Annotated in this window: 25 protein-coding genes and 1 riboswitch; of the genes, 5 read left to right on the top strand and 20 right to left on the bottom strand. The window is 46.0% G+C overall.

What is annotated here, in order from left to right; translation table 11 throughout:
* Window positions 1-205 precede the first annotated feature (205 nt).
* From sufB to M3193_RS14955, 16 genes are all read right to left on the bottom strand, one after another.
* Window positions 206-1,603 carry a Fe-S cluster assembly protein SufB gene (sufB, locus tag M3193_RS15030; protein ID WP_251629324.1) on the bottom strand — a complete coding sequence of 466 codons (1,398 nt, stop codon included), beginning with the start codon at window positions 1,601-1,603 and terminating at the stop codon, window positions 206-208.
* Window positions 1,604-1,685: 82 nt separating this feature from the next.
* Window positions 1,686-2,129 carry a Fe-S cluster assembly sulfur transfer protein SufU gene (gene sufU / locus M3193_RS15025; RefSeq protein ID WP_251629322.1) on the bottom strand — a complete coding sequence of 148 codons (444 nt, stop codon included), beginning with the start codon at window positions 2,127-2,129 and terminating at the stop codon, window positions 1,686-1,688.
* Window positions 2,129-3,349 carry a cysteine desulfurase gene (locus tag M3193_RS15020; protein WP_251629320.1) on the bottom strand — a complete coding sequence of 407 codons (1,221 nt, stop codon included), beginning with the start codon at window positions 3,347-3,349 and terminating at the stop codon, window positions 2,129-2,131. Before M3193_RS15020 ends, sufU begins: the two co-directional genes overlap by 1 nt.
* Window positions 3,349-4,653 carry a Fe-S cluster assembly protein SufD gene (gene sufD, locus M3193_RS15015; protein WP_251629318.1) on the bottom strand — a complete coding sequence of 435 codons (1,305 nt, stop codon included), beginning with the start codon at window positions 4,651-4,653 and terminating at the stop codon, window positions 3,349-3,351. Before sufD ends, M3193_RS15020 begins: the two co-directional genes overlap by 1 nt.
* 18 nt (window positions 4,654-4,671) lie before the next feature.
* Window positions 4,672-5,451, bottom strand: coding sequence for a Fe-S cluster assembly ATPase SufC (gene sufC, locus M3193_RS15010; protein WP_251629316.1), 780 nt, complete (start codon window positions 5,449-5,451; stop codon window positions 4,672-4,674).
* 276 nt (window positions 5,452-5,727) lie between these two features.
* The gene (locus M3193_RS15005) at window positions 5,728-6,927 is read right to left on the bottom strand and encodes a dicarboxylate/amino acid:cation symporter (RefSeq protein ID WP_251629313.1); all 1,200 of its coding nucleotides are present in this window, start codon (window positions 6,925-6,927) and stop codon (window positions 5,728-5,730) included.
* Window positions 6,928-7,085: 158 nt separating this feature from the next.
* Window positions 7,086-7,931 (bottom strand): MetQ/NlpA family ABC transporter substrate-binding protein, encoded by an 846-nt coding sequence (locus M3193_RS15000; protein WP_251629311.1) that lies wholly within the window; start codon window positions 7,929-7,931, stop codon window positions 7,086-7,088.
* Between the two features lie 241 nt (window positions 7,932-8,172).
* Window positions 8,173-8,841 carry a methionine ABC transporter permease gene (locus M3193_RS14995; RefSeq protein ID WP_251629309.1) on the bottom strand — a complete coding sequence of 223 codons (669 nt, stop codon included), beginning with the start codon at window positions 8,839-8,841 and terminating at the stop codon, window positions 8,173-8,175.
* The gene (locus M3193_RS14990; RefSeq protein ID WP_251629307.1) at window positions 8,834-9,847 is read right to left on the bottom strand and encodes a methionine ABC transporter ATP-binding protein; all 1,014 of its coding nucleotides are present in this window, start codon (window positions 9,845-9,847) and stop codon (window positions 8,834-8,836) included. The genes M3193_RS14995 and M3193_RS14990 overlap by 8 nt, the downstream gene beginning before the upstream one ends.
* Window positions 9,848-9,943: 96 nt before the next feature.
* A riboswitch (SAM riboswitch) is annotated at window positions 9,944-10,048 on the bottom strand.
* 56 nt (window positions 10,049-10,104) lie between these two features.
* A complete protein-coding gene (locus M3193_RS14985; RefSeq protein ID WP_251629447.1) occupies window positions 10,105-10,404 on the bottom strand; it encodes a thioredoxin family protein in 300 nt (99 codons plus the stop codon).
* A gap of 21 nt (window positions 10,405-10,425) precedes the next feature.
* Entirely contained in the window at window positions 10,426-10,767 is a 342-nt protein-coding gene (locus M3193_RS14980) for a toprim domain-containing protein (protein WP_251629305.1), read from the bottom strand.
* 57 nt (window positions 10,768-10,824) lie between these two features.
* Window positions 10,825-11,208, bottom strand: coding sequence for a glycine cleavage system protein GcvH (gene gcvH, locus M3193_RS14975; protein ID WP_251629303.1), 384 nt, complete (start codon window positions 11,206-11,208; stop codon window positions 10,825-10,827).
* 79 nt (window positions 11,209-11,287) lie between these two features.
* Window positions 11,288-11,647 carry an arsenate reductase family protein gene (locus M3193_RS14970; RefSeq protein WP_251629295.1) on the bottom strand — a complete coding sequence of 120 codons (360 nt, stop codon included), beginning with the start codon at window positions 11,645-11,647 and terminating at the stop codon, window positions 11,288-11,290.
* Window positions 11,648-11,738: 91 nt separating this feature from the next.
* A complete protein-coding gene (locus tag M3193_RS14965; protein ID WP_251629293.1) occupies window positions 11,739-13,526 on the bottom strand; it encodes an acyl-CoA dehydrogenase family protein in 1,788 nt (595 codons plus the stop codon).
* A gap of 452 nt (window positions 13,527-13,978) precedes the next feature.
* Window positions 13,979-15,154, bottom strand: coding sequence for an acetyl-CoA C-acetyltransferase (locus M3193_RS14960; protein ID WP_251629291.1), 1,176 nt, complete (start codon window positions 15,152-15,154; stop codon window positions 13,979-13,981).
* Between the two features lie 31 nt (window positions 15,155-15,185).
* A complete protein-coding gene (locus tag M3193_RS14955) occupies window positions 15,186-17,570 on the bottom strand; it encodes a 3-hydroxyacyl-CoA dehydrogenase/enoyl-CoA hydratase family protein (protein WP_251629290.1) in 2,385 nt (794 codons plus the stop codon).
* A gap of 210 nt (window positions 17,571-17,780) precedes the next feature.
* Between M3193_RS14955 and M3193_RS14950 the strand changes: the two genes are divergently transcribed.
* The 3 genes from M3193_RS14950 to M3193_RS14940 all read left to right on the top strand — a co-directional run bounded on the left by M3193_RS14950 (window position 17,781) and on the right by M3193_RS14940 (window position 19,218).
* Window positions 17,781-18,098 (top strand): thioredoxin family protein, encoded by a 318-nt coding sequence (locus M3193_RS14950; RefSeq protein WP_251629289.1) that lies wholly within the window; start codon window positions 17,781-17,783, stop codon window positions 18,096-18,098.
* Window positions 18,099-18,219: 121 nt separating this feature from the next.
* Window positions 18,220-18,675: an STAS domain-containing protein gene (locus tag M3193_RS14945; RefSeq protein ID WP_251629288.1), complete on the top strand. Its 456-nt coding sequence runs from the start codon at window positions 18,220-18,222 to the stop codon at window positions 18,673-18,675.
* 24 nt (window positions 18,676-18,699) lie between these two features.
* Window positions 18,700-19,218 carry a hypothetical protein gene (locus M3193_RS14940; RefSeq protein ID WP_251629287.1) on the top strand — a complete coding sequence of 173 codons (519 nt, stop codon included), beginning with the start codon at window positions 18,700-18,702 and terminating at the stop codon, window positions 19,216-19,218.
* Between the two features lie 172 nt (window positions 19,219-19,390).
* Here M3193_RS14940 and M3193_RS14935 read toward each other — a convergent pair whose 3' ends face one another.
* On the bottom strand, window positions 19,391-20,287 hold the full coding sequence (locus M3193_RS14935) for a 5'-3' exonuclease (protein ID WP_251629286.1): 897 nt from the start codon (window positions 20,285-20,287) through the stop codon (window positions 19,391-19,393).
* A 79-nt stretch (window positions 20,288-20,366) separates the two neighbouring features.
* On the opposite strand from M3193_RS14935, the gene M3193_RS14930 reads away from it, so the two are divergent.
* Window positions 20,367-21,599: an NAD(P)/FAD-dependent oxidoreductase gene (locus M3193_RS14930; RefSeq protein WP_251629285.1), complete on the top strand. Its 1,233-nt coding sequence runs from the start codon at window positions 20,367-20,369 to the stop codon at window positions 21,597-21,599.
* Window positions 21,600-21,610: 11 nt separating this feature from the next.
* Window positions 21,611-22,249 (top strand): hypothetical protein, encoded by a 639-nt coding sequence (locus M3193_RS14925; RefSeq protein WP_251629284.1) that lies wholly within the window; start codon window positions 21,611-21,613, stop codon window positions 22,247-22,249.
* A 62-nt stretch (window positions 22,250-22,311) separates the two neighbouring features.
* On the opposite strand, the gene hutH is transcribed toward M3193_RS14925, so the two are convergent.
* The 3 genes from hutH to M3193_RS14910 all read right to left on the bottom strand — a co-directional run bounded on the left by hutH (window position 22,312) and on the right by M3193_RS14910 (window position 25,803).
* Window positions 22,312-23,790, bottom strand: coding sequence for a histidine ammonia-lyase (hutH, locus tag M3193_RS14920; protein ID WP_251629283.1), 1,479 nt, complete (start codon window positions 23,788-23,790; stop codon window positions 22,312-22,314).
* Window positions 23,791-23,957: 167 nt separating this feature from the next.
* Complete coding sequence (locus tag M3193_RS14915; RefSeq protein ID WP_251629282.1) at window positions 23,958-25,265, bottom strand: DUF4179 domain-containing protein; 1,308 nt, start codon at window positions 25,263-25,265, stop codon at window positions 23,958-23,960.
* Window positions 25,240-25,803 carry a sigma-70 family RNA polymerase sigma factor gene (locus M3193_RS14910; protein ID WP_251629445.1) on the bottom strand — a complete coding sequence of 188 codons (564 nt, stop codon included), beginning with the start codon at window positions 25,801-25,803 and terminating at the stop codon, window positions 25,240-25,242. Before M3193_RS14910 ends, M3193_RS14915 begins: the two co-directional genes overlap by 26 nt.
* Window positions 25,804-25,928: the final 125 nt, after the last annotated feature.

Below are 25,928 nucleotides of genomic sequence, written 5' to 3'. Positions count from 1 at the left end.
GAGCGTGGCGGACGGGTTCTTGAGCGCGAGTGCCGGGTTCTTGAGCGCGATAACAGATTCTTGAGCACGAGTGCCGGGTTCTTGAGCGCGATAACAGATTCTTGAGCGCGGGGGCCAAGTTCTTGAGCGCGGGTATCAGATTGATAGAGTGGGGATTGAAAATGAAAAAAACCGCCTGCAATGAGGCGGTTTTCATAATAATTGATTATCCGATGGAGCCTTCCATTTCGAATTTGATCAATCTGTTCATTTCTACTGCGTATTCCATCGGCAATTCTTTTGTGAATGGCTCGATGAAGCCCATGACGATCATTTCAGTCGCTTCAAGCTCAGGAATTCCGCGGCTCATCAAGTAGAAGAGCTGCTCCTCAGAGACTTTCGAAACTTTCGCTTCGTGCTCGAGTGAAATGTTGTCGTTGAAAATTTCGTTGTATGGAATCGTATCGGACGTCGATAATTTATCCATGATGAGCGTATCACATTCGATGTTTGCACGCGCACCGTCTGCACGGCGGCCGAAGTGGACAACTCCACGGTACGTTACTTTACCGCCATGTTGGGAAATCGATTTTGAAACGATTGTGGATGACGTGTTTGGTGCCAAGTGCATCATTTTAGCTCCTGCATCTTGGTGCTGTCCTTTACCAGCCAAAGCGATGGACAATGTCATACCACGTGCACCTTCACCTTTAAGGATACATGCAGGGTATTTCATTGTAAGCTTCGAACCGATGTTGCCGTCGATCCATTCCATTGTTGCGTTCGCTTCACATACTGCACGCTTCGTAACTAGGTTGTAAACGTTGTTTGCCCAGTTTTGAATTGTTGTATAACGGCAGTACGCATCTTTTTTGATGAGGATTTCTACGACCGCACTATGAAGTGAGTTTGTCGTGTAAACAGGTGCTGTACAACCTTCAACATAGTGAACGCTTGCGCCTTCATCTACAATGATTAATGTACGTTCGAACTGTCCCATGTTTTCCGAGTTGATACGGAAATAAGCTTGAAGTGGCGTTTCCACTTTGATGCCAGGTGGTACATAGATGAATGAACCTCCAGACCAAACAGCAGAGTTCAAAGCTGCGAACTTATTGTCTGTGTTCGGAATGACTGTTCCCCAATACTTTTTGAAGAGCTCTTCGTTTTCACGCAACGCTGAGTCTGTGTCTTTAAAGACAATTCCCATGTCTTCAAGTTCGGACTTCATGTTGTGGTAAACAACTTCGGATTCATACTGTGCAGATACACCAGCAAGGTATTTTTGCTCTGCTTCAGGAATCCCTAATTTATCAAATGTACGCTTGATTTCTTCCGGAACTTCATCCCACGAACGCTCTGTCGCTTCGGAAGGTTTTACGTAATATGTGATTTCGTCGAAGTTAAGAGAATTCAAATCTCCGCCCCATTGAGGCATCGGTTTGCTGTAGAAGATTTCAAGGGATTTCAGACGGTAGTCCAGCATCCATTGCGGTTCTTCTTTCATTCTTGAGATTTCTTCAACTATTTCACGTGTCAACCCACGCTCCGAACGGAAAACAGATACGTCTTTATCCGCGAAACCATATTTGTAATCGCCAATATCAGGCATTTTCTTAGCCATCATTATTCCTCCGTTCTAACATTTGTATTGCTTTGCCCTGGTTTCCCGGCATTCAACTTATTGCCGGGAACCATTTTTCGGATTATTGCTCGTCGTCTTCTGCCCCGAGACCTTTTTCCATCGCCTTCCATGCGAGTGTTGCACATTTGATGCGCGCAGGGAATTTGGCGACTCCGGAAAGGGCTTCGAGATCCCCCAAATCGATGGATTCATCAATTTCTTTACCGAGCATAATGTCCGAAAACACATGGGCGTATTTTACGGCCGTGTCGACGTCTTTGTTCTTGATGATCTGTGTCATCATCGATGCGGAAGCCATGGAGATTGAACAACCTTCCCCTTCGAACTTGGCATCTTGCACAATTCCATCTTCGACTTTGAGGGTCAGATGAATGACATCTCCGCACGTCGGATTGTTCATGTCGATTGTGACATTGTTCTCTTCCAGCACACCTTTGTTCCGTGGATTTTTATAATGATCCATGATGACTGAGCGATATAGCTGGTCTAATTTGTTTGTAGGCATTATTGGAAATACTCCTTTGCAATACGGAGTCCTTCTACGAGACGGTCAACATCTTCTTCCGTGTTGTACACATAGAAGCTTGCACGGGCTGTCGAAGAACATTGGAGCCATTTCATAAGCGGCTGTGCACAATGATGACCTGCCCGCACTGCGATTCCGTTCATATCTAGTACCGTGGCAAGATCATGCGGGTGGACATTATCCAAATTGAAAGTAACGATGCCCGCACGCTTATCAGGATCACGCGGTCCATAGATCGTCAGACCGTCCATGGATGACATTTTCTCCATCGCATAACCTGCAAGCTCGTGTTCATGCTTTTCAATTTGATCTAAACCGATTTCTTCCAGGAAGTCGATAGCGGCGCCGAGTCCAATCGCTCCTGCAATGATCGGCGTGCCTCCTTCGAATTTCCACGGAAGCTCTTTCCACGTTGATTCGTATAGACCGACAAAATCGATCATTTCACCACCGAATTCAACCGGCTCCATTTCGTTCAATAGCTCTTTCTTTCCATAAAGGACACCAATCCCCGTAGGGCCGCACATTTTATGGCCAGAAAAAGCGAGGAAATCGCAGTCCAATGCCTGGACATCCAATTTCAAGTGCGGAGCAGCCTGCGCACCATCGACGACCATGACAGCGCCATGAGCATGCGCAATCTCTGTAATTTCCTTGATCGGGTTCATCGTACCGAGCACATTCGATACATACATGATCGAGACAATCTTCGTGCGATCAGTAACAGCTTGACGAACTTTATCAAGAGAGAGTGTGCCGTCCTCTTCTAATATGACATATTTCAGGACTGCACCTTTTTCCTTCGCCAATTGCTGCCACGGAATAATATTGGAATGGTGTTCCATATGGGTGATGACGATTTCATCGCCCTCTTCAATATTCGCACGTCCATAGCTTTGGGCGACCATGTTGAGGGCTGTTGTCGTTCCGCGAGTGAAAATCACTTCCTGCGTCGATTTCGCATTGATGAACTTGCGGACTTTTTCACGAGCTCCTTCATAATGGTCGGTTGCCCTGTTGCCAAGTGTATGGACGCCTCGGTGGACGTTCGCGTTGTCATACGCGTAATAGTCATTGATGGCCTCAATGACTTGCCGCGGCTTTTGGGAAGTCGCGGCGCTATCTAAATAAACGAGCGGGTGCCCGTTGATTTCCTGGTCAAGTATCGGGAAATGTTTGCGGATGTCTTTGCTGAGCATTAGCGCACTTTCCTTTCGATAACCTCCGTCAATTGCTTCTTGACACCTTCGATCGGCAATTTGCTAACTACAGGTGCAAGGAAACCATGGATGACAAGGCGTTCTGCTTCCTGTTGCGAAATTCCACGGCTCATCAAGTAGAACAATTGAAGCGGATCTACACGGCCTACGGATGCTGCGTGACCGGCAGTAACATCGTCTTCATCGATCAATAGGATCGGGTTCGCATCACCGCGGGCTTTTTCACTGAGCATCAAGATCCGTGATTCCTGGACTGCGTTCGATCTTGTAGCACCTTTTGCAATTCTGCCGATGCCGTTGAAGATGGATGAAGAAGACTCCTTCATTACACCGTGTTTCAAGATGAATGCATCTGTATCAAGTCCCCAGTGGACGATTTCAGATGTGAAGTTCTGCCTTTGGCTGCCGCGGCCGACAACGACAGTCTTCATATCGCTTGAAGAGCCGTTTCCGACGAGGTGCGTAATGTTTTCAGAAATTGTATCGCTGTCGTTCATCAATCCCAACGCCCATTCGATACGGCTCTGCATTCCGGCAACCCCGCGGCGGTTGACGTACGTCGTGAATCCTTTTGCAAGGACGTCTACTGCACCGTAGATAATTTTCGCGTTATCGCCTGCGAAAACTTCCGCAACGATATTCGCCTGTCCTGCAGCCTCTTCGACTGTGGACAAATAGTTTTCCACGTATGTCAAGGAGCTGTTCGCCTCAGCTACGACGATGACATGGTTGAACAGGGATGCTTGAGCGTCGTCGTGTAAAAACAGAACTTGAAGCGGTTCTGCGACTTCGACACCTTTCGGTACATAGACGAAGACGCCGCCATTCATCAGTGCTGCATGCAACGCTGTAAGCTTATGTTCATCAACCTTCACGCCATCCGTCATGAAATACTTTTTCAGTAGATCGGCATGCTCGCGTGAAGCAGTGAAAATATCAGTCATGATAACGCCCTTCGCCTTCAAGTCATCTGATAGGGAAAGGAATGCAGGTGTATTATTATGCTGCACATAGATATTCTGTTGATCATCGTTGACCAATTCCTTCGCTTCCGCAGGCAGGTCTGCCAGTGTCGCGAAAGTTGAACTTTCAACTGCATGTACTGGGAACTCAACAAAGTTCCATTTGTCGATTTTCGTTTTATCTGGTGTTGGCATCGGAAGCTGTTCCACTTTAGCTAACGCATCTGCGCGGAAATCTGCCATCCAATCGGCTTCATTCATGCTTGCGGAGAAAGAGCGGACGTCCTGTTCGGTCAATGCCATTTTTGTTTCAACCGTCATTTTGAATCGTCCCCTTTCTTATGCTTCTTGTCCTACTGTTTCATCTTCGATTCCTAATTCTTCCTTAATCCAATCATAACCAGCCTCTTCAAGCTGTTTCGCAAGCTCTGCTCCGCCAGATTTAACAACTCTGCCCTGCATCATAACATGGACAAAGTCAGGCGTGATGTAGTCGAGAAGGCGTTGGTAGTGAGTGATGATCAGGCATCCGAATCCTTCTCCACGCATTTCATTGATTCCATTTGAAACTACTTTCAAAGCATCGATGTCGAGTCCGGAGTCAATTTCGTCAAGTACTGCAAATTTCGGCTTCAGCATCATCAACTGAAGGATTTCATTGCGTTTTTTCTCTCCGCCTGAGAATCCTTCGTTCAAATAACGAGTCGCCATATCTTGATCCATTTCAAGGACGTCCATCTTGCTGTCCAATTCACGGATGAATTTCATAAGGGATATTTCATCGCCTTCTTCACGGCGCGCATTGATAGCAGAACGCATGAAGTCCGCGTTTGTCACTCCATTTATTTCACTTGGATATTGCATTGCAAGGAAAAGTCCCGCTTTAGCGCGCTCATCCACTTCCATTTCAAGGACATCTTCGCCATCAAGCAAAACAGACCCGGAAGTCACCTCATATTTTGGGTGGCCCATGATTGCTGATGCAAGTGTCGATTTACCGGTTCCGTTAGGTCCCATGATCGCATGTATCTCACCTGTATTGATTGTTAGGTTGACGCCTTTCAATATTTCCTTACCTTCAATTTCGACGTGAAGGTCTTTGATTTCCAAAGTTGCCATTCCAATACCTCCAATATGATAAAGATGAACGGGGTAAACCATTCTCTATTTAGTATCATTCTAATTTTAGCTCATTCGGCACGTTGTTGCAAATCATTAAGAATTATTATCGTTTTATGGGGAAAATACGATTATTTCAATGTTTTGCTAGTTAATGTGCCAGGCAACCCATTTTCAACTATCAGACGCTTATTGAGAATCAATGAATATATGTTTATTTTAAAATAAAAAAGCAGAAGAAGGAAATAGTATATATTCCCCCTCCTACTTTTTACGTTAGTCCGTTTCTACGCCTTTCACTTTTGGAGTGAGGCGGTCAACGATCATGGCTAGTGCTCCGTCGCCGGTTACGTTCGTGGCGGTGCCGAAGCTGTCCTGTGCCATATAGAGTGCGATCATCAATGCTACCATCGATTCGTCGAAGCCGAGCATTGTGCCAAGAAGGCCCACTGCTGCCATTACGGCTCCTCCAGGGACTCCCGGTGCGGCAATCATTGTCACGCCGAGCATAAGAATGAATGGCAAATAGCTTGAGAAGCTGGCCTCCAAGCCATTCATGAGCAGGACGCCGATGGAACAAGTAACTAATGTGATTGTACTGCCCGAGAGGTGAATCGTTGCAAACAACGGAACCGTAAAGTCTGTCACTTTTTCCGATGCGCCTGTCTTTTTCGCCTGTCGCAAAGTCACCGGGATCGTAGCCGCTGATGATTGCGTCCCGATTGCTGTCATATAAGCCGGTGCCATCGTTTTCATCAGGAAGAGCGGGTTCTTTTTTGAAAGCGTTCCCGCAACTGTGTACTGAATGACGAGCATGACGAAATGAAGTGCGATGACCATGACGAATACGAGCGAGAAGACCGACAACACTTTCGCCACTTGCCCGCTGTATGTCATGTTAAGGAATATGCCAAAGATATGGAAAGGCAATAACGGGATGATGACGAACGAAATGACTTTTTCAATAAGTGTATGCAGCTCTTCAAAGAATGATAGCATTGTTTTACTATTGATGGACGCCATTCCAATACCGAAAATGAATGCTAGCAATAACGCCGACATGACGCCCATTACAGGTGTCATTTCAATTTCGAAGAATGTTAGTGCCGGGGATTTTCCCGCATTTTCAACGGATTCAGAGCCTATGCCGCCTATGAAATTAGGCAAGATTGTCGTTGCAGCAAAAAATGCCAAGATCCCTGCTGCAATCGTAGAGGCATATGCAAGCACAGTAGCAAGTCCTAACAACCTTCCAGATCCGCTGCCTAGTTTCGCTATTCCAGGTGCTATAAATGCAATGATGATAAACGGTACGACAAAGTTTAGAAAACCGCCGAAAATCATATTGAACGTCGCAAATAACCTAGTGAACCAATGTGCAAAACCTTCATGTATTTCTGGGAGCAACATACCTAAGCCAACCGCAAGCCCTATGGCAATTAAGATTCGCCATATGAGGCCTATCTTCCTCTTCATAAAATGTCCTCCTCAAATTTACAATTGTTTATAAAAACAATAAACCCACTTTACCATAGCAAAGAAAAAATGGAAACACCTTTATTATTCTTTCTATTTTATGGAAGACATTAAAAAAGCCTGCCTCCGATATAACGGAAGCAGACGGCGGTACTCGATTAGTCAACAGGAACGACAGAGCCGCCCCATTCATTCAAAATGAATTCCTGGATTTCTTCAGACGTCAAGACTTCTACAAGCGCTTTGATTGCATCGTTATTTTCGTCGCCTGAACGGACGGTAATAACGTTTACGTATGGAGAATCACTTTCTTCAATTGCAATTGAATCTTTAAGCGGGTTCAAGCCAGCATCGATAGCATAGTTAGAGTTGATTAAAACAGCATCGCCTTCATTGTTATTGAACAGGGTTGGAAGTAATGCTGCTTCGTAATCCGGTTCGAACTTCAGGTTTTTCGGATTGTCCACAATGTCTGTGAGTTCCGCTTTCACTTTATCAACACCTTCAGCAAGTGTGATCAATCCTTCTTTTTCAAGCATTTCAAGTACACGGCCGTGATCCGATACCGAGTTGCTCATAAGGACCGTCGCACCGTCCGGAAGTTCATCTAATGATTTATATTCCTTTGAATAAACACCCATCGGTTCGATATGGATTCCTCCGGCATTGACAAAGTCGTAGCCGAAATCAGCAATTTGACTATCCAAGTAAGGGATGGTCTGGAAGTAGTTAGCATCCAATAGGCCCGATTCCAAGTCTTTGTTCGGCAAGATGTAGTCCTGGTATGTTTCGATTTCCAAGTCGTATCCTTTTTCCTTCAACAACGGCTTCACTTTTTCCAAAATGACGGCATGCGGTGTATTGGATGCACCGACTACGATTTTCGTCGTTTCCTTATTACCGCCATCAGCGTTCTTGCTTCCTCCATCTTTATCTTTTGTTCCGCATGCTGCCAAAGCAAGCACAAGAACTGTCAATAGAATTGCCGATAATACCTTTTTCATGTTTACCTCTCCCCAATCTCATATGATATTTATAATTAACAGGAATCCCTGGTTAATCAATTACGCCTCGGCGTAATTGCGTCCGGATTTTTATCAAGCGAGAGGCCTACAGGAAGTAGGTCATGCAGTCGTCGCGACAGGACGTCGCGGTCTTAGACTGCCTTCCTCCCTAACTCCCCTAAAAATCCGTGACATCCGCCGGAGGCTTTAATTTAATTCAGCGGACTTACGCTGAATTAAATTAACGCTTGTCCAATACCTTAACTGCTAAGTCGCCTATAAGTTGGATGACGAACACGATGACTAAGATGATAACCGTTGCGACGATCATCACGTCAGTCCGGCTTCGCTGAAAACCTTCGTAATACGCGAGGTTTCCAAGTCCTCCCGCGCCGATGACTCCGGCCATTGCCGTATATCCGACAAGTGCAATCGAAGTTACTGTAAGCCCTGAAATAAGAGCAGGCATCGATTCAGGCAGCAATACTTTAAAGATGATCGTACTTGTTTTCGCACCCATCGATCTTGCAGCTTCGATAACGCCTCGGTCTATTTCACGCAGGCCAATCATGACCATTCTCGCATAAAACGGCGCAGCTCCAATGACAAGAGCCGGAATGGCAGCTTCAGGGCCGCGGATCGTTCCAACGAGCAATGTCGTGAACGGAATGATCAGGATAATTAAAATGATGAAAGGGATGGAGCGGAATATATTGACGAACGCTCCGGTGACTCCGTATACCAATCTATTTTTCCAAAGTTGGCCAGGGCTTGATAGGAATAAAAGTACGCCAAGAACCAGTCCGAATACGAATGTGTATAAAGTGGAGAGCCCTGTCATATATAACGTTTCCAGAGTCGCCTCCCACATCTTATCCCAATTTACATGTGGTAATAAATTTTCAATCATTGCCGATCACCTCTGTCTGTACACCTTGTTCATGTAGGTAGGCAATCGCCCCGCCAATATCATTTTCATTCCCGACAAGCTGTAAAATGAGCGAGCCATATGCCCCGCCTCTCGTGTGGGATATATTCCCTTGGACAATATTCACATCGATTTCATATTGTCGGATCAAGCTCGCCAAGACAGGCTGCTCCGTCCGTTCCCCGACAAAGATAAGTTTTATGAGCGTGCCCCCCGGTAAATGGGCAAGTGCCTGTTCGGTTCCCGCAGGTTCCGTAACTTGGGAAACGAACCGCTTCGTAATCGGAGCTTTCGGTGACTGGAATACGTCCAGTACAGGACCAATTTCCACAACTTTCCCGGCTTCCATGACCGCCACACGATGACAGATCTTCCGGATGACATGCATTTCATGTGTAATCAGGACAATCGTCAATCCGAGCCGTTCATTGATACTTGTCAAAAGATCAAGGATGGCATCTGTGGTTTCCGGGTCAAGTGCGGAAGTCGCCTCATCGCATAGAAGGACTTCAGGATCATTTGCCAACGCCCGCGCAATACCGACACGCTGCTTTTGACCGCCGGATAGCTCGGATGGATATGCATTCTCCCTGCCACTCAGTCCGACAAGATCGATCAATTCAGCCACTTTCCGTTCGCGCTCCGCTTTAGCCACACCGGCAATTTCAAGAGGAAATGCTATATTCTGCTTAACGGTACGAGACCAGAGCAAGTTGAAATGCTGAAAAATCATGCTGATCTTTTGTCTTGCTTCTCGCAGTTCTTTGCCTGTGAATGCCGATATTTCACGGTTTCCTATTTTGATTGTTCCCGTCGTCGGAGTTTCAAGGCCATTCAATAGGCGGATCAATGTACTCTTCCCGGCACCGCTATAACCAATGATACCGAAGATTTCCCCCTCCTCAATCGTTAAGGAGACATTATCTACCGCCAGGATTTCATCGTTCTGCCGGCCAAAACTTTTTTTGACGTCTTTCAATTGAATCATCAATATCACCTCTACACGATCTTTTCCAAAATAAAAGCCTTTCTGCAGACGAGCAGAAAGGCTAAAACGTTATATTCAAAAAAACGTCAATCCGATCTCTCATCTCTCAAAGCAAATGCTTTGCGTGATTTGGCACCATTTCACATTCGTGACGGTTGCCGGGCTTCATAGGGCACTTCCCTCCACCTCTCTTTATAAGAGCGACATATTCAGTTTAAGTTAATAGATATACTTATATCATGAACTTCTGAGGTATGTCAATCTATTTTCTCAAGAAGATGCGGAATCGACTGGAAAGCATAAATTTTATGGACAATCTCTCCATCCTTCTGAATCAATAAACAAGGGACGCTTTCAATTTCATAATCGACAGCGAGATCCTCCACATAATTCAAGTCGGCCTTCCCAATTGGCAGATCCGGTTTCATTGCAGCAATGACTTCCATCATTTTTGAAGCAACTGCACAAGTTCCGCACATTGGTGTATATAAATAAAATATTGATTTGGGATAAGCATTCTTGCTGTCTTCCCATTGCGCTCGTGTCCAGTTTTCAATCGTGGCCACTATTCATCACCTTCATAGTAAAAATTCGGGATGCACGTCAAAGTTTTCGGAGAGGAGTATGGCTGCAAGCACTCTGTATGGAGTCGTTTCAACTTGGCGGTAAACCCGCTCGGTATACAGATGGATCGCTTCAGGATAATCTCTTTTGAATAAAGTCCGGATCTTCTCCCCAGATTCATCGGCATCCAAAAAAACGAACAGTTCACAGTCCTCATAAGGCATAAGCATTTCATCGATCCGATACGGACTCACTGTCCCATTCGTACAGATGATCTCAACCGGCTCCGCCAGCACCTTTTGTAATCTTTTCCGGTCCGAACCGCCTTCGACGATGAGGACTTTATGAGTATCCATCTGTATCCCTCCATTGAAAAAAGCGCCTGAGTTTGGTCCAGGCGCCACTTCATGTACTTACTCGCCGACAGTCATTTTGTCATAGTCTTCAGCTGACATAAGTGCATCCAACTCAGCTTCGTCCGAAGCTTCAACAACGATCATCCAAGCACCTTCAAATGGAGATTCATTCACCAATTCAGGGCTGTCTTCCAATTCTTCGTTCACTTCTACGACTTTACCGCTGATCGGAGCGTATAGTTCAGATACAGTTTTCACTGATTCAACACTTCCGAATGGCTCATCAGCTTTCACTTCATCTCCAACTTGTGGCAATTCAACGAAAACGATATCGCCAAGTTCGGATTGCGCAAAATGTGTAATTCCGATTCGATACTTTCCACTCTCATCTTTTACCCATTCATGCTCTTCTGAATAACGAAATTCTTTAGGTGTGTTCATCCCGTACCCCTCCATTAAGTATGCATTTAGTGATTTCCATTCAATTTTGACATATCCGTCAGCTAAAGACAAGAAAGTATTAAGCTCCCCAAACTTCCTGATATGTTTCTTCCTTGAAGCCGACAGTAACTTTCGAGCCATCTGTCACAATCGGTCTCTTGATAAGCATGCCGTCTGTAGCCAGTAGCTCGACCTTTTCGTCATCCGTCATTCCAGGCAGCTTGTCCTTCAAATTCAATTCACGATATTTCATTCCGCTCACATTGAAGAACTTCTTAATGTCGAGGTTGGAGTTTCCGATCATTTGTTGAAGTTCCTCTTTGGTCGGTGGGTTTTCAACGATGTTAACGTCTTTGAATTCCAACTCTGCGTTTTCCAACCACTTTTTCGCTTTCCTGCAAGTTCCGCATTTCGGATACCCATAGTATGTTAAAGACAATTCGCAACACCTCCATTTTACCTAAGTATAACAGAGATGCCGCCCGGGATAAATCCAGGGCGGTGTTCAAGGGACTATCTGCTGTATTGAATTAGACGATGTACTTTTCAGCATCAATCAGCTTGACGGATGCCTCGCGTTTTTTCGCGATGATGTTATATGGATTCGAACGGGTCAATTTACGCAATGCGGAAAGCATCATACGTTGGTTATCGCCATCAACGGATGCAAGAAGTGTCTCTTTCGCATCCTTTTCAATTGCTTCGAACGCTTCTTGGCAGAAGATTTCTGTGTAAAGGATTTTTTGCTTTTCCTTCTCTTCGCCGTTTTTAGCAACCGCTTTTTCGGTACGGAGCAATGCGGATTCCATTGCAAAAATATTGTTTGCAATATCAGCGATGTTCACGAGGACTTCTTGCTCTGCTTCGAGCTTCGTGCCGAAGCGTTGTGCGGCCATTCCAGCTGCCAGCAAGCCGATTTTCTTCGCATTTTTCACGAGCACTTTCTCTTGAGCCAATGCTTCGTCCCCGATTTCTTCAGGCATCATCATTAGAAGCTCTTCTTGCAGGCTTTGTGCCTGTTGAAGCAATGGTAATTCGCCTTTCATTGCTTTTTTCAGGAATGTACCAGGAACAATCAGACGGTTGATTTCATTTGTTCCTTCGAAAATGCGGTTGATGCGTGAGTCTCGGTAAATGCGCTCCACTTCGTATTCTTGCATGAAGCCATAGCCGCCGTGCAATTGGACCGCTTCATCGGCGATATAGTCAAGAACTTCGGAGCCGACAACTTTATTGATGGAGCATTCGATCGCGTACTCTGCAATTGAAGCCGCTACCGCCTTCCCATCTTTTTGTTGCTCAGCCGTCATTTGGCTGTTGCGTTCTTCAAAGTATCCGACTGTACGATAAATCAAGCTCTCCGTCGCGTATAGCTTGGAAGCCATCGTTGCAAGCTTTTCCTTCGTCAGGTTGAATGACGAGATTGGTGTCTTGAACTGTTGGCGTTGGTTTGCATACGTGATCGCCAATTCAAGAGCGCGTTTGGAACCGCCGATTGTGCCGACACCCAATTTATAACGGCCGATGTTCAAGATGTTAAATGCGATGACATGGCCTCTTCCGATTTCACCTAACAGGTTTTCAACCGGAACTTGTGCATCTTCAAGGATCAATGTACGCGTGGAAGATGACTTGATACCCATCTTCTTCTCTTCTGCACCGACAGAAACGCCAGGGAATTCTCTTTCGACGATGAATGCCGAGAACTTATCGCCATCCACTTTTGCATAGACTACGAATACGTCTGCAAATCCAGCGTTCGTAATCCATTGTTTTTCACCGTTTAGGACGTAGTGAGTGCCGGCTTCGTTCAGTTTTGCAGTTGTTTTTGCACCAAGCGCGTCAGATCCGGAGCCTGGTTCAGTCAAAGCATATGCGGAAATTTTATCTCCTGATACAGAGTTCGGCAGATACTTTTTCTTTTGTTCTTCATTACCGAAAAGGACGATCGGCAATGTACCGATGCCGACGTGCGCGCCGTGCGTGATGGAGAAGCCGCCCGCCACGGACATTTTTTCAGCGATCAACGCAGATGAGATTTTATCGAGGCCGAGGCCGTCGTATTCTTCAGGTACGTCTGCGCCGAGAAGTCCGAGGTCTCCTGCTGATTTCAATAGTTTTACGGAGTGTTCGAATTCATGTTTTTCTAGGTTTTCCACGACTGGAAGGACTTCGTTTTTCACATAGTCCTCTGTTGTTTTGGCGATCATTTTTTGTTCGTCAGAGAAGTCTTCAGGTGTAAATACGCGGGATGCGTCGATGTCCTCGACAAGGAATGCTCCTCCGCGGATGAAATCTTTTGTTGTTGATTCAGTCATTATATATTCCTCCTTTAATTTTTCATGTAATTGCCTTATTACCGGATTTCCGCTACAGGCGGACGCTTTCCGCCGGCATGGCTTCAGCCAATCGAACCACGAAGAGTTCGATTTGCCGTATTTCTGCGCACTTTGCAGAAATTAAGGCATCCTGCGCGTAACGCTGCGCTTTTACTCGCAAAAGCCGTTCTTCGTGACGGCTTTCACTACGCTTCGCTTCGTTGCGGGGTCTTCAGCTCATGCCCTTCCGGCAGGAGTCGCCGCCTTTCGCTTCAATCCTAAATGTCCGCTTTAAAAAGCATCAAATCACTATCAATACGCATAAATGGAACCAGTTACGCATAAATCACTGGAAGCGCGCATAAAACGCTCCACATACGCATAACACCATGTAAAAGTCCATAAATTCATGCAGATACGCATAAATGCCTCTAAAAGCTCAAAAGCGCTCCTTACAGCATTTCAAATACGCCGGCTGCACCCATTCCGCCGCCGATGCACATGGTGACGACGCCGAATTGTTTGCCTTGGCGTTTCAACTCATTCATCAGCTTCAATGTGAGGACAGAGCCTGTTGCGCCTAGCGGGTGGCCTAGTGCGATGGCTCCGCCGTTGACGTTCACTTTATCCATATCGATGCCTAAGTGGCGGACGACTTGTAAGGACTGGGACGCGAATGCTTCATTCAGTTCCCATAGATCGATGTCCTCGATGGATAGTCCAGCTAGTTTCAATGCTTTCGGAACAGCCTCGATCGGGCCGATTCCCATCACTTCCGGCGGCACGCCGCCTACGGCGAATGAACGGAATTTCGCGATCGGTTTCAAGCCTTTCCCTTCGGCGATTTCGCGGTCCATGACGAGGACGGATGCAGCACCGTCAGATGTCTGCGATGCATTTCCGGCAGTGACGGATCCTTTTACGGAAAAGGCCGGGCGTAATTTCCCCAACACTTCCATCGATGTCCCCGTACGGACGCCTTCGTCCATTTCAAAGAGGACCGTCTTTTCCTGGTACTTGCCGTTTCCGTCGACAAAACGCTTCACGACTTCCACAGGTATAATTTCGTCAATGAATTTGCCGGCTGCAATTGCTGCTGCTGCTTTTTCATGGGAGCGGACTGCAAAAGCATCCTGGTCTTCGCGGCTGACGCCGTATTTCACTGCCACCTGCTCAGCTGTATGGCCCATTCCCATATAGTATTGGGGAGCCGTTTCTGCTAATTTGAAGTTCGGCCGGATCGTATTCCCCATCATCGGCACCATGCTCATGGACTCGACGCCGCCAGCGATGACCGCTTCGGAATGGCCGAGCATGATCCGCTCAGCCGCATAGGCGATCGATTGAAGGCCCGAAGAACAGAACCGGTTAACCGTAATTGCCGGTGTTGTGTCAGGCAATCCTGCGAGCGCCCCAATATTACGGGCGACGTTCATCCCTTGCTCCGCTTCCGGCATTGCACATCCAATGATCAAGTCATCTATCGGTCCATCATATCCATTCGCACGTTTCAATGTTTCTTTAATTGTCAAAGCTCCCAGGTCATCCGGGCGTACAGTTGCCAGACTTCCACGGCCCGCTTTTCCGACGGGTGTCCTCGCACCTGCTACGATTACTGCTTCACGCATTTCGACTTCCTCCTTTTGCTATCTATGCAGATCAGTTGCGCAGCGGCTTCCCTTTCAGGAGCATATGCTGCATCCGCTGTTGGGATTTCGGCTCTTGAATTAGGTTCAGAAATGCTTCCCGTTCAAGGTCCAACATGTATTGTTCATCGACAAGAGTTCCATAAGGCACTTTTCCGCCTGATAAAACAAATGCGAGCTTCTTCGCTATTTTCAAGTCATGGTCACTGATAAATCCTGACAGATGCATGCCTTCCGCCCCGAGGAGCATCGTTGCATATCCTGAATCTCCCGTGACCGGGATCTTCTCCTTCTTAGGAGGCGTATAACCTGCTTCATACAGTGACAACGCAGCCTGCTTCGCGTCATAAATCAAGTGATCAGGATTGACGCTTATGCCGTCAGCGAAGTTCAGGAAGTTATTCTCTTTCGCTTCTTCCGCAGATGTCGATACTTTCGCCATCGCAATCGTTTCGAACACTTTATTCGCAACATATTGGTAATCGACGTGCACGCCATTCGGCAAACCTTTCAGATGTTTTGTGTACAGGTTGACGTTGCCGCCCCCTCCAGGAATCAAACCGACGCCGACCTCGACCAAGCCGATATACGTTTCCATCGAAGCTTGGATATGCGCAGCCGGCAAACATACTTCCGCACCGCCGCCGAGCGTCATTTGGAATGGCGCGGCAACGACTGGTTTCCGGCTATACTTGATTTTCATCATCGCATTTTGGAAAGCTCTGATTGTGTAATCAAGTTCGAAAATATTATCGTCCTGCGCTTCCATTAAGATCATCGCTAGATTTGCGCCGACACAGAAGTTCTTCCCTTGGTTCCCGATGACGAGGCCTTTGTAATTCTTCTCCACTTCGTCAACCGCGAAATTGATCATCTGGATAATATCCAAGCCGATCGCGTTCGATTGTGAATGGAATTCCAATAGGGCAATGCCATCGCCAAGGTCAATCAGGCTAGCGCCAGAATTCTTCTTGATGACGCCGTGTTTTTTCTTATAAAGCTTCAAGTTGATCGCTTTTTCATTGACCGTTACCGGCTGATAGCCTTCGCCGTCGAAGAAAAAGACTTCACCCTCTTCTTCCTTATAGAAAGATTCGAACCCGTTATCTAGCATTGTTTGGACGAATGCAGGAATTTCCACATTCTCTTCCTTCATCTTCTCAACCGATTTGGCAACGCCGATCGCATCCCAAATCTCGAAAGGTCCTTGCTGCCAGCCAAAGCCCCATTTCATCGCATTGTCAATTGCGACGATGTCGTCAGCGATTTCCCCATTCAATTCTGCGGAGTAACGGAGTGTCGGGGAAAGGATGCTCCATAGGATTTCTCCTGTCCGATCATTTGCGTAAACGAGTGTCTTCACTTTATTTGCAAGACCTTTTTGCTGTTTCGCAATTTCAATTGAAGGCGTTTTCAATTTTTTCGTCGGACCATATTCAAACGTTTCAGGATCAAGCTCAAGGATCTCTTTTCCTTCCTTTAAGTAGAATCCTTGTTTCGTTTTGGCCCCTAGCCATCCATTGTCGATCATCTTCTTCATGAATGCCGGAAGTTCGAACACTTTCTGCTCTTCGCCTTCCGTCTTGTCATACGCATTTTTCGCGACGTGCATGAAAGTGTCCAGACCGACTACATCCAATGTACGGAAAGTGGCCGATTTAGGACGTCCGATCAACGTGCCCGTCACCGAGTCGACTTCCCCGATCGAATAACCGCGCTTCTCCATTTCACGAAGAGTTACAAGCAAGCCGTACGTTCCGATCCTGTTGGCAATGAAGTTTGGCGTGTCTTTCGCTACAACAACACCTTTACCTAAGCGATCCTCTCCGAATTGGAGCATGAAATTGAGTACTCTTTCATCCGTTTTCGCAGTCGGAATCACTTCAAGCAATTTTAAGTAACGCGGCGGGTTGAAGAAGTGTGTGCCAAGGAAATGCTTTTGGAAATCCTCCGAACGTCCTTCCGCCATCGCTTCAATGCTGATACCCGATGTGTTTGAGGTGATAATTGTACCCGGTTTTCGAACTGCATCTATTTTTTCATACAAACTTTTTTTAATGTCCAGGTTCTCGACGATGACTTCAATGATCCAGTCAACATCATTCAATTTTTCCAAGTCGTCCTCGAAATTGCCGACTTCAATAAGTGATAGATTCTGTTTTGCAGCTAATGGCGCCGGCTTCTGCTTCAAAAGTTTCTCCAAAGCTGTCGCCGCAAATTTATTGCGGACTTGCCGATCCTCCAATGTAAGGTTCTTTGCTTCCTCTTGCTCTGTCAGCTGAGTTGGAACGATATCCAGCAGTAGGACAGGAATGCCGATATTGGCGAGATGGGCTGCAATGCCAGATCCCATTACACCTGAACCTAATACTGCCGCTTTCTTGATTTGATATGCCACGTTGCGAAGCCTCCCTTTTTCTTTTGAATGAACCTTCATTCATTTTACAGGCAAAAAAAATAGAAACGTTATCTATATCTATCAGTCTATATCATTCTCTTCTTTTTCGCAATATTGAAATGCATGAATTTCCTATTTTTTGTTATGGGCATTTTATTATCTTCATTCACAAAAAGAAGGTACACTACATAGTAAAGGAGTGTGTTCATAATGAAATCAATTACAACTGTCGAGGAATTCAACAAGGTCATTAACAGCGAAAATAAATCGCTAATCAAATTCCAAGCGGGCTGGTGCCCTGACTGCACACGCATGGATATGTTCATCGATCCCATCGTCGAAGACTATGATATGTATACATGGTATGACGTGGACCGTGACGTGTTGCCTGAAATCGCTGAGAAATATGAAGTGATGGGAATTCCGAGCTTGCTCATATTCCAAAACGGGGAAAAGAAAGCGCACTTACATAGCGCTAATGCAAAAACTCCGGATCAAGTAACCGATTTTCTTGAAACGGTGAAATGATTCCCAAACCCTAGGAAAAACTTGTGGAGGAGTGGCTAATTTGGGCCACTCCTCTATTATTATGCCTTTTTACAATTGGTTTATCGTATAATAAGAGAAAACGCATATGCTGAGGTGCAAAATGGATTACGAAAAAGAAATAGAAAAATATAAAAAACGAATTGCTATTTTGGAAGAATCGATCAAAAAATCATCTGTGCCAATCATTTCCTCCATTGTCGATGACACAATTCTCGTACCAATTGTCGGTTATACCGGAACAGAACGATTTGAACTTATACGTACACTTGTATTGGAATATCTGGACGAAAATCGCGGCGTGAATTGTGTTATATTCGATTTCACTGCAGCTGATCTGAATGAAAAAGAACTGCATGATTATGACTCGCTGGCGCTTGAACTACAAATGCTGAACAATACGTTGAAACTGATGGATGTCCGTCCGATTTCAGTCGGCTTCAATCCGCTAATTGTCAGAAAGATTATAGCCGCGGGCGTCCAAATGGAATTTGAATCATTTATCAACTTCAGAATGGCTCTTAAAACCCTTCTGAGGGAGAAAAAAGTAACATTGTAAATCCTTTAATGGAGGGTCCAGCAAATGAAACAGGTGGAAGGTTTTCAAGGCAAATCACAATACGGCGACGATATCGAAAAGCGTTTCCAGCCTTCCTCATGTGGTCCGGTAACTGCTTTCACCATCCTCCGCCATCATTTGCATGATTCGGGCATTCAAGTAAATGATCTTTACCGTATGCTTGGGGGGACTCGAATCGGTCTGTTCAAATGGCGTTTCATCCGTAATCTTCGCAAGCTGTTAGGTTCGGGATGGCGGATTGAAAAATGTCGGATTGAGGAAGTGAAGGACGAAATCAAAGAAGGACGGCCAGTTGCAGCCAAGTTCGATAAATGGTTCTCTTTTCATTGGTTCGGCAATTATGCTTTTGATTATCATTGGGTTCCAGTCGTCGGCTACAAGGAATGCGATAGCGGACTGCTTCTGCTCGTCCACGATAATGGAGGGCGGAACCGCGAAAGCCGTATCCGCGAAATAGCATATGAACCTAACCGGCCCATCCTTTCATTTGTAAAGATCAGAAAAACCACTGCCGAAAAGTAGGCAGTGGTTTTTGCTTGTCTTCATTAAATGTAAACGCGCATAAATAGCTTCAAACACGCAAAATTTCTCGCAGAAGTCCATAAATGCTTTCAAATGCGCATAAACCCTTCAGCGCATAATCACCTTTAAAAGCTCATAAAATGGAATACTTACGCATAAACCGCCCTAGCAATTACGCAATAAGCTCCGGAAATAACGAGTTCAGCTGTCTAACAATCATCGAATAGCCTTTCTCCTCCAAGTGTTTCCTCGCTTCCGAGTAATCAGGGAGGCTCAATTGCTCTAGTGGATCATTGAAGTCTAGCTCGCAATGGATTTGTGCAAGTTGTTTCGACAAGAGCAGCATTTCCATCTCCTCTTCAATCTTTTTCCTCATGCCTGCCGTCAGTTCATGCAACGAATCGATGACGCTTTCAACCGTTCCATATTCCTTCACGAGTTTCAACGCAGTTTTCGGACCGATTCCTTTCACTCCCGGATAGCCGTCGCTCGCATCTCCAGTAAACGCCTTCACCTCGACGAATCGCTCTGGCGCAATCTCGTACTCTTCGACAAAACGGTCTTCTGAATAAATATCGTACACATTATAGCCTTTCTTCATGAAGGCGATGCGCACGCCTGGACGCAGCAGCTGTAAAAGGTCCTTGTCTCCCGTGACGATTGTGATATCCGCCTTGCCTTCCCATTCGCAGACGAGCGAGCCGATCAGATCATCCGCTTCCATTCCCGGGATTCCATAATTCTTCCATCCCATCAGTTCGGACACTTCCCGCGTCATATCAAACTGCGGCACTAGTTCAGGCGCCGGTGCCGGGCGGTTCGCTTTATAACCGTCGAAAAGATCATTCCTGAACGTATGCGCCCCCATATCCCAGCAGACTGCCATATGGGTCGGGTTGAAAATGGAAGCCGCTGTCAATGCATGTCGGGCAAACCCTTGAACGCCGTTTGTCGGGACTCCATCATCGTTCGGAAAGAAATGTCCCATTGCCGACGTTGCAAAAAACGATCTGAATAATAAAGCCATGCCATCAACGAGCAAAATATGTGGTTTTTGTTCATTTGTCATTACGATCATCTCCTAAAATATCTTTCTTTGCTTTTCCAAAGCTAATTGGGTGGGTATAGAACGGTAAGGGGGAATTTATATGGATTTACATAACGGTTCAATGTATTGGCCGACTACTTATCGAGCACCACTTAGAAAAAAACCGTTTAAAAAAGCGGACTGCTATGACGCGGTCATTGTCGGGGGCGGCATGTCGGGTGCACTTACTGCATTATCACTGGTAGATCGCGGCTTACAGATTGCGATTTTGGATAAAAGGCGCTTTGCGACGGGAAGCACCTCCGCCAATACAGGTCTTCTCCAATACTCTAATGATATCATGCTTCATGAATTGATTGAACAGATCGGGCAAATAGATGCCGTTAGTTTTTACCAAAGCTGTATGAAAGCGATGAAACAATTAAAGAAAGTTGCTGATCGACTGCCAGTTGATCCTCACTTCATTTGCAGGGAAAGTATTTATTTCGCAAGTGATGAGGACGACGCCGAGAGGATAGAAAAGGAGTATCACACATTATCTAAATATGGCTTCCCTTGCACCTATTGGGACAGGGATGCCCTATTGACTAACGCTGGCATAGACCGACCTTGCGCTATTGTGACCTTCGGGGATGCGGAGGTGAATCCTTACATATTTGCAAATGGAATATTCGATCTTGCCGAAACGATGGGTGCACATCTCTTCGAATTCACAGAAATGCTAGACGTGAAGGAGTCTGGCGGGAAGTTGACAGTTTCAACAGCAGCAGGAGAGATGCGGACAAAAAATATTATCTTTACGACTGGCTATGAATCCTTGCCAATAGGCAAACGGATCGGTGCGGATATCAATCGATCTTATGTCATCGTGACGGAGCCATTGAATGAGCTGCCCGCTTGGTATAAAGATGCACTTATTTGGGAAACGAAACGGCCTTATCTCTATATGCGAACGACAGCTGACAAACGGATTATTATTGGCGGATTAGATGAAAATAGTGGAGATGTGGAAATTTCGGAGGAATTGATTTGGCAACGGGGCAACGAATTACGACGTAATTTTAATGAAGTCTTCCCCCACTTGGATATAGAAATTGAGTACGCCTATTGCGCAACTTTCGGAGAATCGATCGATAATTTGCCATTCATCGGTGAACATCCAACTAAAAAGAATCACTTTTATCTATTAGGATACGGAGGAAACGGTACGGTCTACAGCATACTTGGCGCAGAAATACTTGCTGATCAGCTGTGCGGTATTGAACATCCGGCTTCGCATATTGTGCAATTGGCTAGAATTGATGGGACGGGTCAAAACAAAATGATTTTATAATAGTATTTTCGATGGAACCGAAGCCTTTGAGCGCGGGCTGCCTCACTTTGAGCGCGGATTGCTTGGCTTTGGGCGCAGAACGCCTTTCTTTGGGCGCGGGATGCCTCGCTTTGGGCGCAGAATGCCTCGCTTTGGGCGCGGATTGCCTCGCTTTGGGCGCGGAATGCCTCGCTTTGGGCGCAGAATGCCTCGCTTTGGGCACGGAACACCTCACTTTGGGCGCCGAACGCCTCGCTTTGGGCGCGGGATGCCTCGCTTTGGGCGCGGAATGTCTCGCTTTGGGCGCGGATTGCCTCGCTTTGGGCACGGAATGCCTCGCTTTGGGCGCAGAATGTCTCGCTTTGGGCGCGGATTGCCTCGCTTTGGGCGCGGAATGCCTCGCTTTGGGCGCGGAATGTCTCGCTTTGGGCGCGGAATGTCTCGCTTTGGGCGCGGAATGCCTCGCTTTGGGCGCGGGATGCCTCGCTTTGGGCGCGGGATGCCTCGCTTTGGGCGCGGGATGCCTCGCTTTGGGCGCGGATTGCCTCGCTTTGGGCGCGGATTGCCTCGCTTTGGGCGCGGATTGTCTCGCTTTGGGCGCGGAATGCCTCGCTTTGGGCGCAGAATGCCTCGCTTTGGGCGCGGATTGCCTCGCTTTGGGCGCTCATTGAACAACAAAAGAGGCTGTAACAGAAAATCAGTCTTCACTAATCTTCTGCACAGCCTCCGCCGCTCATCGATTCAAGTAGTCTGCGATCTTTTCAATATCCGGTCCAAAAACCCGGTCTTCATCAATTGGATTTACGATATGCAGAAGTCCTTCCAGCGCATCCCGTGTTTTCGGGGCCATTTTTTCGACGCCTCGGAACGTGCAGCCTGTCATGGCGCATAACGCTTCAATCGCTAAAACATTTCTTGCATTCTTAATAATTTGCTGAGCATGCCTTGCACCAATTGTTCCCATCGATACATGATCCTCTTGGTTGCCGGATGAAGGAATTGAGTCGACGGATGCCGGATGCGCCAACGTTTTATTTTCCGACACGAGGCTCGCTGCGGAGTATTGCAAAATCATTGCTCCCGATTGCAGACCTGGCTGCGGACTGAGGAAGGGTGGAAGGCCTTCATTTAAATGCGGATTGACGAGTCGCTCAATGCGGCGCTCGGAAATATTCGCGAGTTCAGCCACTCCTATTTTCAAAAAGTCCATCGCGAATGCGATCGGCTGCCCATGGAAATTCCCTCCGGATACGACGACCTCGCCATCTTCAAAGATGAGCGGGTTATCCGTTGCCGCATTCATTTCAATCTCCAGTTTTTCCTTTACATACGAAAGCACTTGCCAGCTCGCTCCATGGACTTGCGGAATACAACGGATTGAATAGGCATCCTGAACGCGCTTTTCTCCCTGAAACGTTGTCAATCCGCTATCCTCGAGCCAATCCAACATTCTCGATGCGACATCCACTTGCTCTTTGTAACCGCGTGCCTCGTGGATGGCAGGATGAAAAGCATCTGTAATTCCATGCAGCGCTTCCATTGTCATGGCGGCGATCCACTCGCTGCTATATGCTAGCTTCTCCGCCTCCAAATAATTGACGACGCCTTGTGCGGTCATTGCCTGCGTGCCATTAATCAACGCAAGCCCTTCCTTCGCTTCAAGGACAATCGGCTCCATCCCGAATTCCCTCCACACTTGCGCAGACGGAATATGGACCCCATCACGCCAAACGAATCCTTCGCCTAACAGGACTAATGCCAAATGTGATAGCGGTGCAAGGTCTCCTGACGCGCCGAGCGATCCTTGCTGCGGAATGACCGGGTGAATACCGTTATTCACCATGAATGCAAAGCGTTCAAGCACTTCAACTCGAATGCCTGAAAATCCTTTCAACAGCGCATTCAAACGCAGGACGACCATTGCGCGCGAAACTCGTTCAGAAAATGGTTCGCCGACGCCACATGCATGCGAGCGAATCAAGTGAAGTTGCAAATCCTTCGTATCTTTTTCGTCAATTTTCACATCACTGAATTTGCCGAAACCGGTATTTATGCCGTAAACCGTTTTATCGTTTTCAACGATTCTCTCTACCGCTTTCCTACTTTTCTTCACCCGTTCCAATGCGTCCGCATTCAGTACCACATTTCCCTTTTTATATAACACTTCTTCCATTTGTTTAAGTGTGAGTGAAGCACCTGTTAATTCAATCATGCCAACCATCCTTCCCCCTATATGTAATCGCCCACTCTTTTCATCGTACACGAAACGGAAAGGATTTTGATGACTCTTTCGAAAATTTGTTCTATAGTAATGTGCTGTTGTTTTAGTGTGATGATGCAATGAAAAACCCACGGATAACAGTTATCCGTGGACCCATGCTACTTGATTTTGATTTTTACATCGCCTTTAATATAGGAGGGATATCCGTACAGCGGGAATCTTATCGGATTTTTATAGTTTTCATTTGGCAAATCAATGCCGAGCGTAATAATTTCTTCGTCATTCTTTAAAAATGAACTCGATTTTTTATGAAGCTCTTTACCGTCAGCGTCATAAATTGTTGAAAACGGGTCATGATGATAGTCTTTTCCGCCCTTTAGTTCAATTTCCATATATGGACCATAAATCATTAGGTTGCCAAATCGATTATCCTTTGGCTGCTTAACGATTTCTTGCTTTTCCGTGTCGATGATCAATTCAGCTTCGTCCTTATCCATCGCCATCAGCTTGTTGAACTGTAGGTAAAGATGATCCGTATCCCTGAAATAATTACTTTGCAGGAAATAGCTAATAACAGCGGAATCTTCACTCCAGCTTGCTGATGATCCATTTTTGATGCCACTCCATACTTCACCTTTTTCATCCACAATGCGCAAGTCTTCGAATCCGAAGATTTTCTTCGTATTTGCTGCGTCATACTCTACTTCGACTGCTGTCTTTATTGGCCCGATTGTGATTGAGTGGATATGGATTTTCTGTCCATCGACGACAACAGTTTTGTTAACTGCATATTGTTCTCTTTTCACGGGTTTTAATTCCACTTTAAAAGGGATTTGAATTGTCTCAATTACTTGATCATCTCCAATGTCATCAGCAAATCGATACTCCAAAATCATTTCTTCAGTCGGAACAGGACCCTTAAATTTAATCTCTGTCGTATTGGTTGCTACTAAGTCATTTTCTTGATTCCACGACGTAGCAAAGGATTGATCATTTGGGATTTCCTTTCCGTCTGTATCGAGTATTCGATATCCTGATAAATACCGTCTAGGATGCTTTTTATTATTCTCAATTTTTGAGAAGACGATTAAACTTGTTTCATCGGTAATAATGCCTTCGAGCGTGACTTTTACGCCCTCTGTTTCACCTGTTGTCCCGATAATTTGGTAGTGTTCATTTTCAATCGCCATTTGAATCCCTTTATTGTCTTGGATCATCTCGACGAGTCCCGAAAAACCGGGGATTGACGATACGGCATTTGCAAACGCAGGAGATACACGGATGGATGTGACAAAAGTTAGCAAAAGTATGGCAGCGATAGCCGTAGACCATAAACCACGTTTCAAAAAGCCATGTTTTTTATTTTCCCGATTTCTTTTCGCAGTTTCAAACCCGCTTTGTATAGCATTATCCAATCGATCAGCAGGGACTTCCCTCTTCTCAATTTCCTCTTTCCACTTCTTCAATTTTCTTTCCTCTTCCATCAAGCCCATTCTCCTCCTTCCCTTCGAAAAATTCCCGCAATGATTTGACTGCCTTATAAAGACGAGTTTTAACAGTTCCCTCCGGTGTCGATGTCATATCGGCAATGTCTTTGATTTTGATATCATGAAGGTATTTTAGGTGCACTAATTGCCGATCTTTTTCTGATAAATGATTAAGTGCCTCTTCCACTTCCATGTATGTGAAATCATCGCTGACCCCTTTTAATTCGCCGGCGTTACCATCGAACACATAACGCTTCTTTTTTTGAAGGACGTCATTACAATGATTCATCATAATCCGGATCAGCCATGTCTTTGCATATTCCGGCATCCGCAACGTTTTTATTTTCTCGAATGCGCGCATTGTCACTTCCTGCACAGCATCCAAAGCGTCTTCTTCGTTTTTCAAATAAGCGAGTGCTGTTCTGAAAAGCGCTTCTTTGTTCAAAGTGATTAACTGTAAAAACGCTTCTTCATCTCCGCGTATGGCCTTTTTTGCAATTTCTTGATCATTTTCCATCTCTGTCAATTCCCCACCTCCGATTGCCCTCTATACATTAGACCCCCATACACGAAAAAAGTTTTCATACCCAAGAGTCCAACCCATTTCTTTCATTGTTACATAAGATAGGAGGAATCGCTTGA

This window comes from Sporosarcina luteola, assembly GCF_023715585.1.
Classification (GTDB): domain Bacteria; phylum Bacillota; class Bacilli; order Bacillales_A; family Planococcaceae; genus Sporosarcina; species Sporosarcina luteola_D.
Note: the sequence above shows the minus strand (reverse complement) of the source record. Positions and strands in the feature narration are given on the sequence as shown.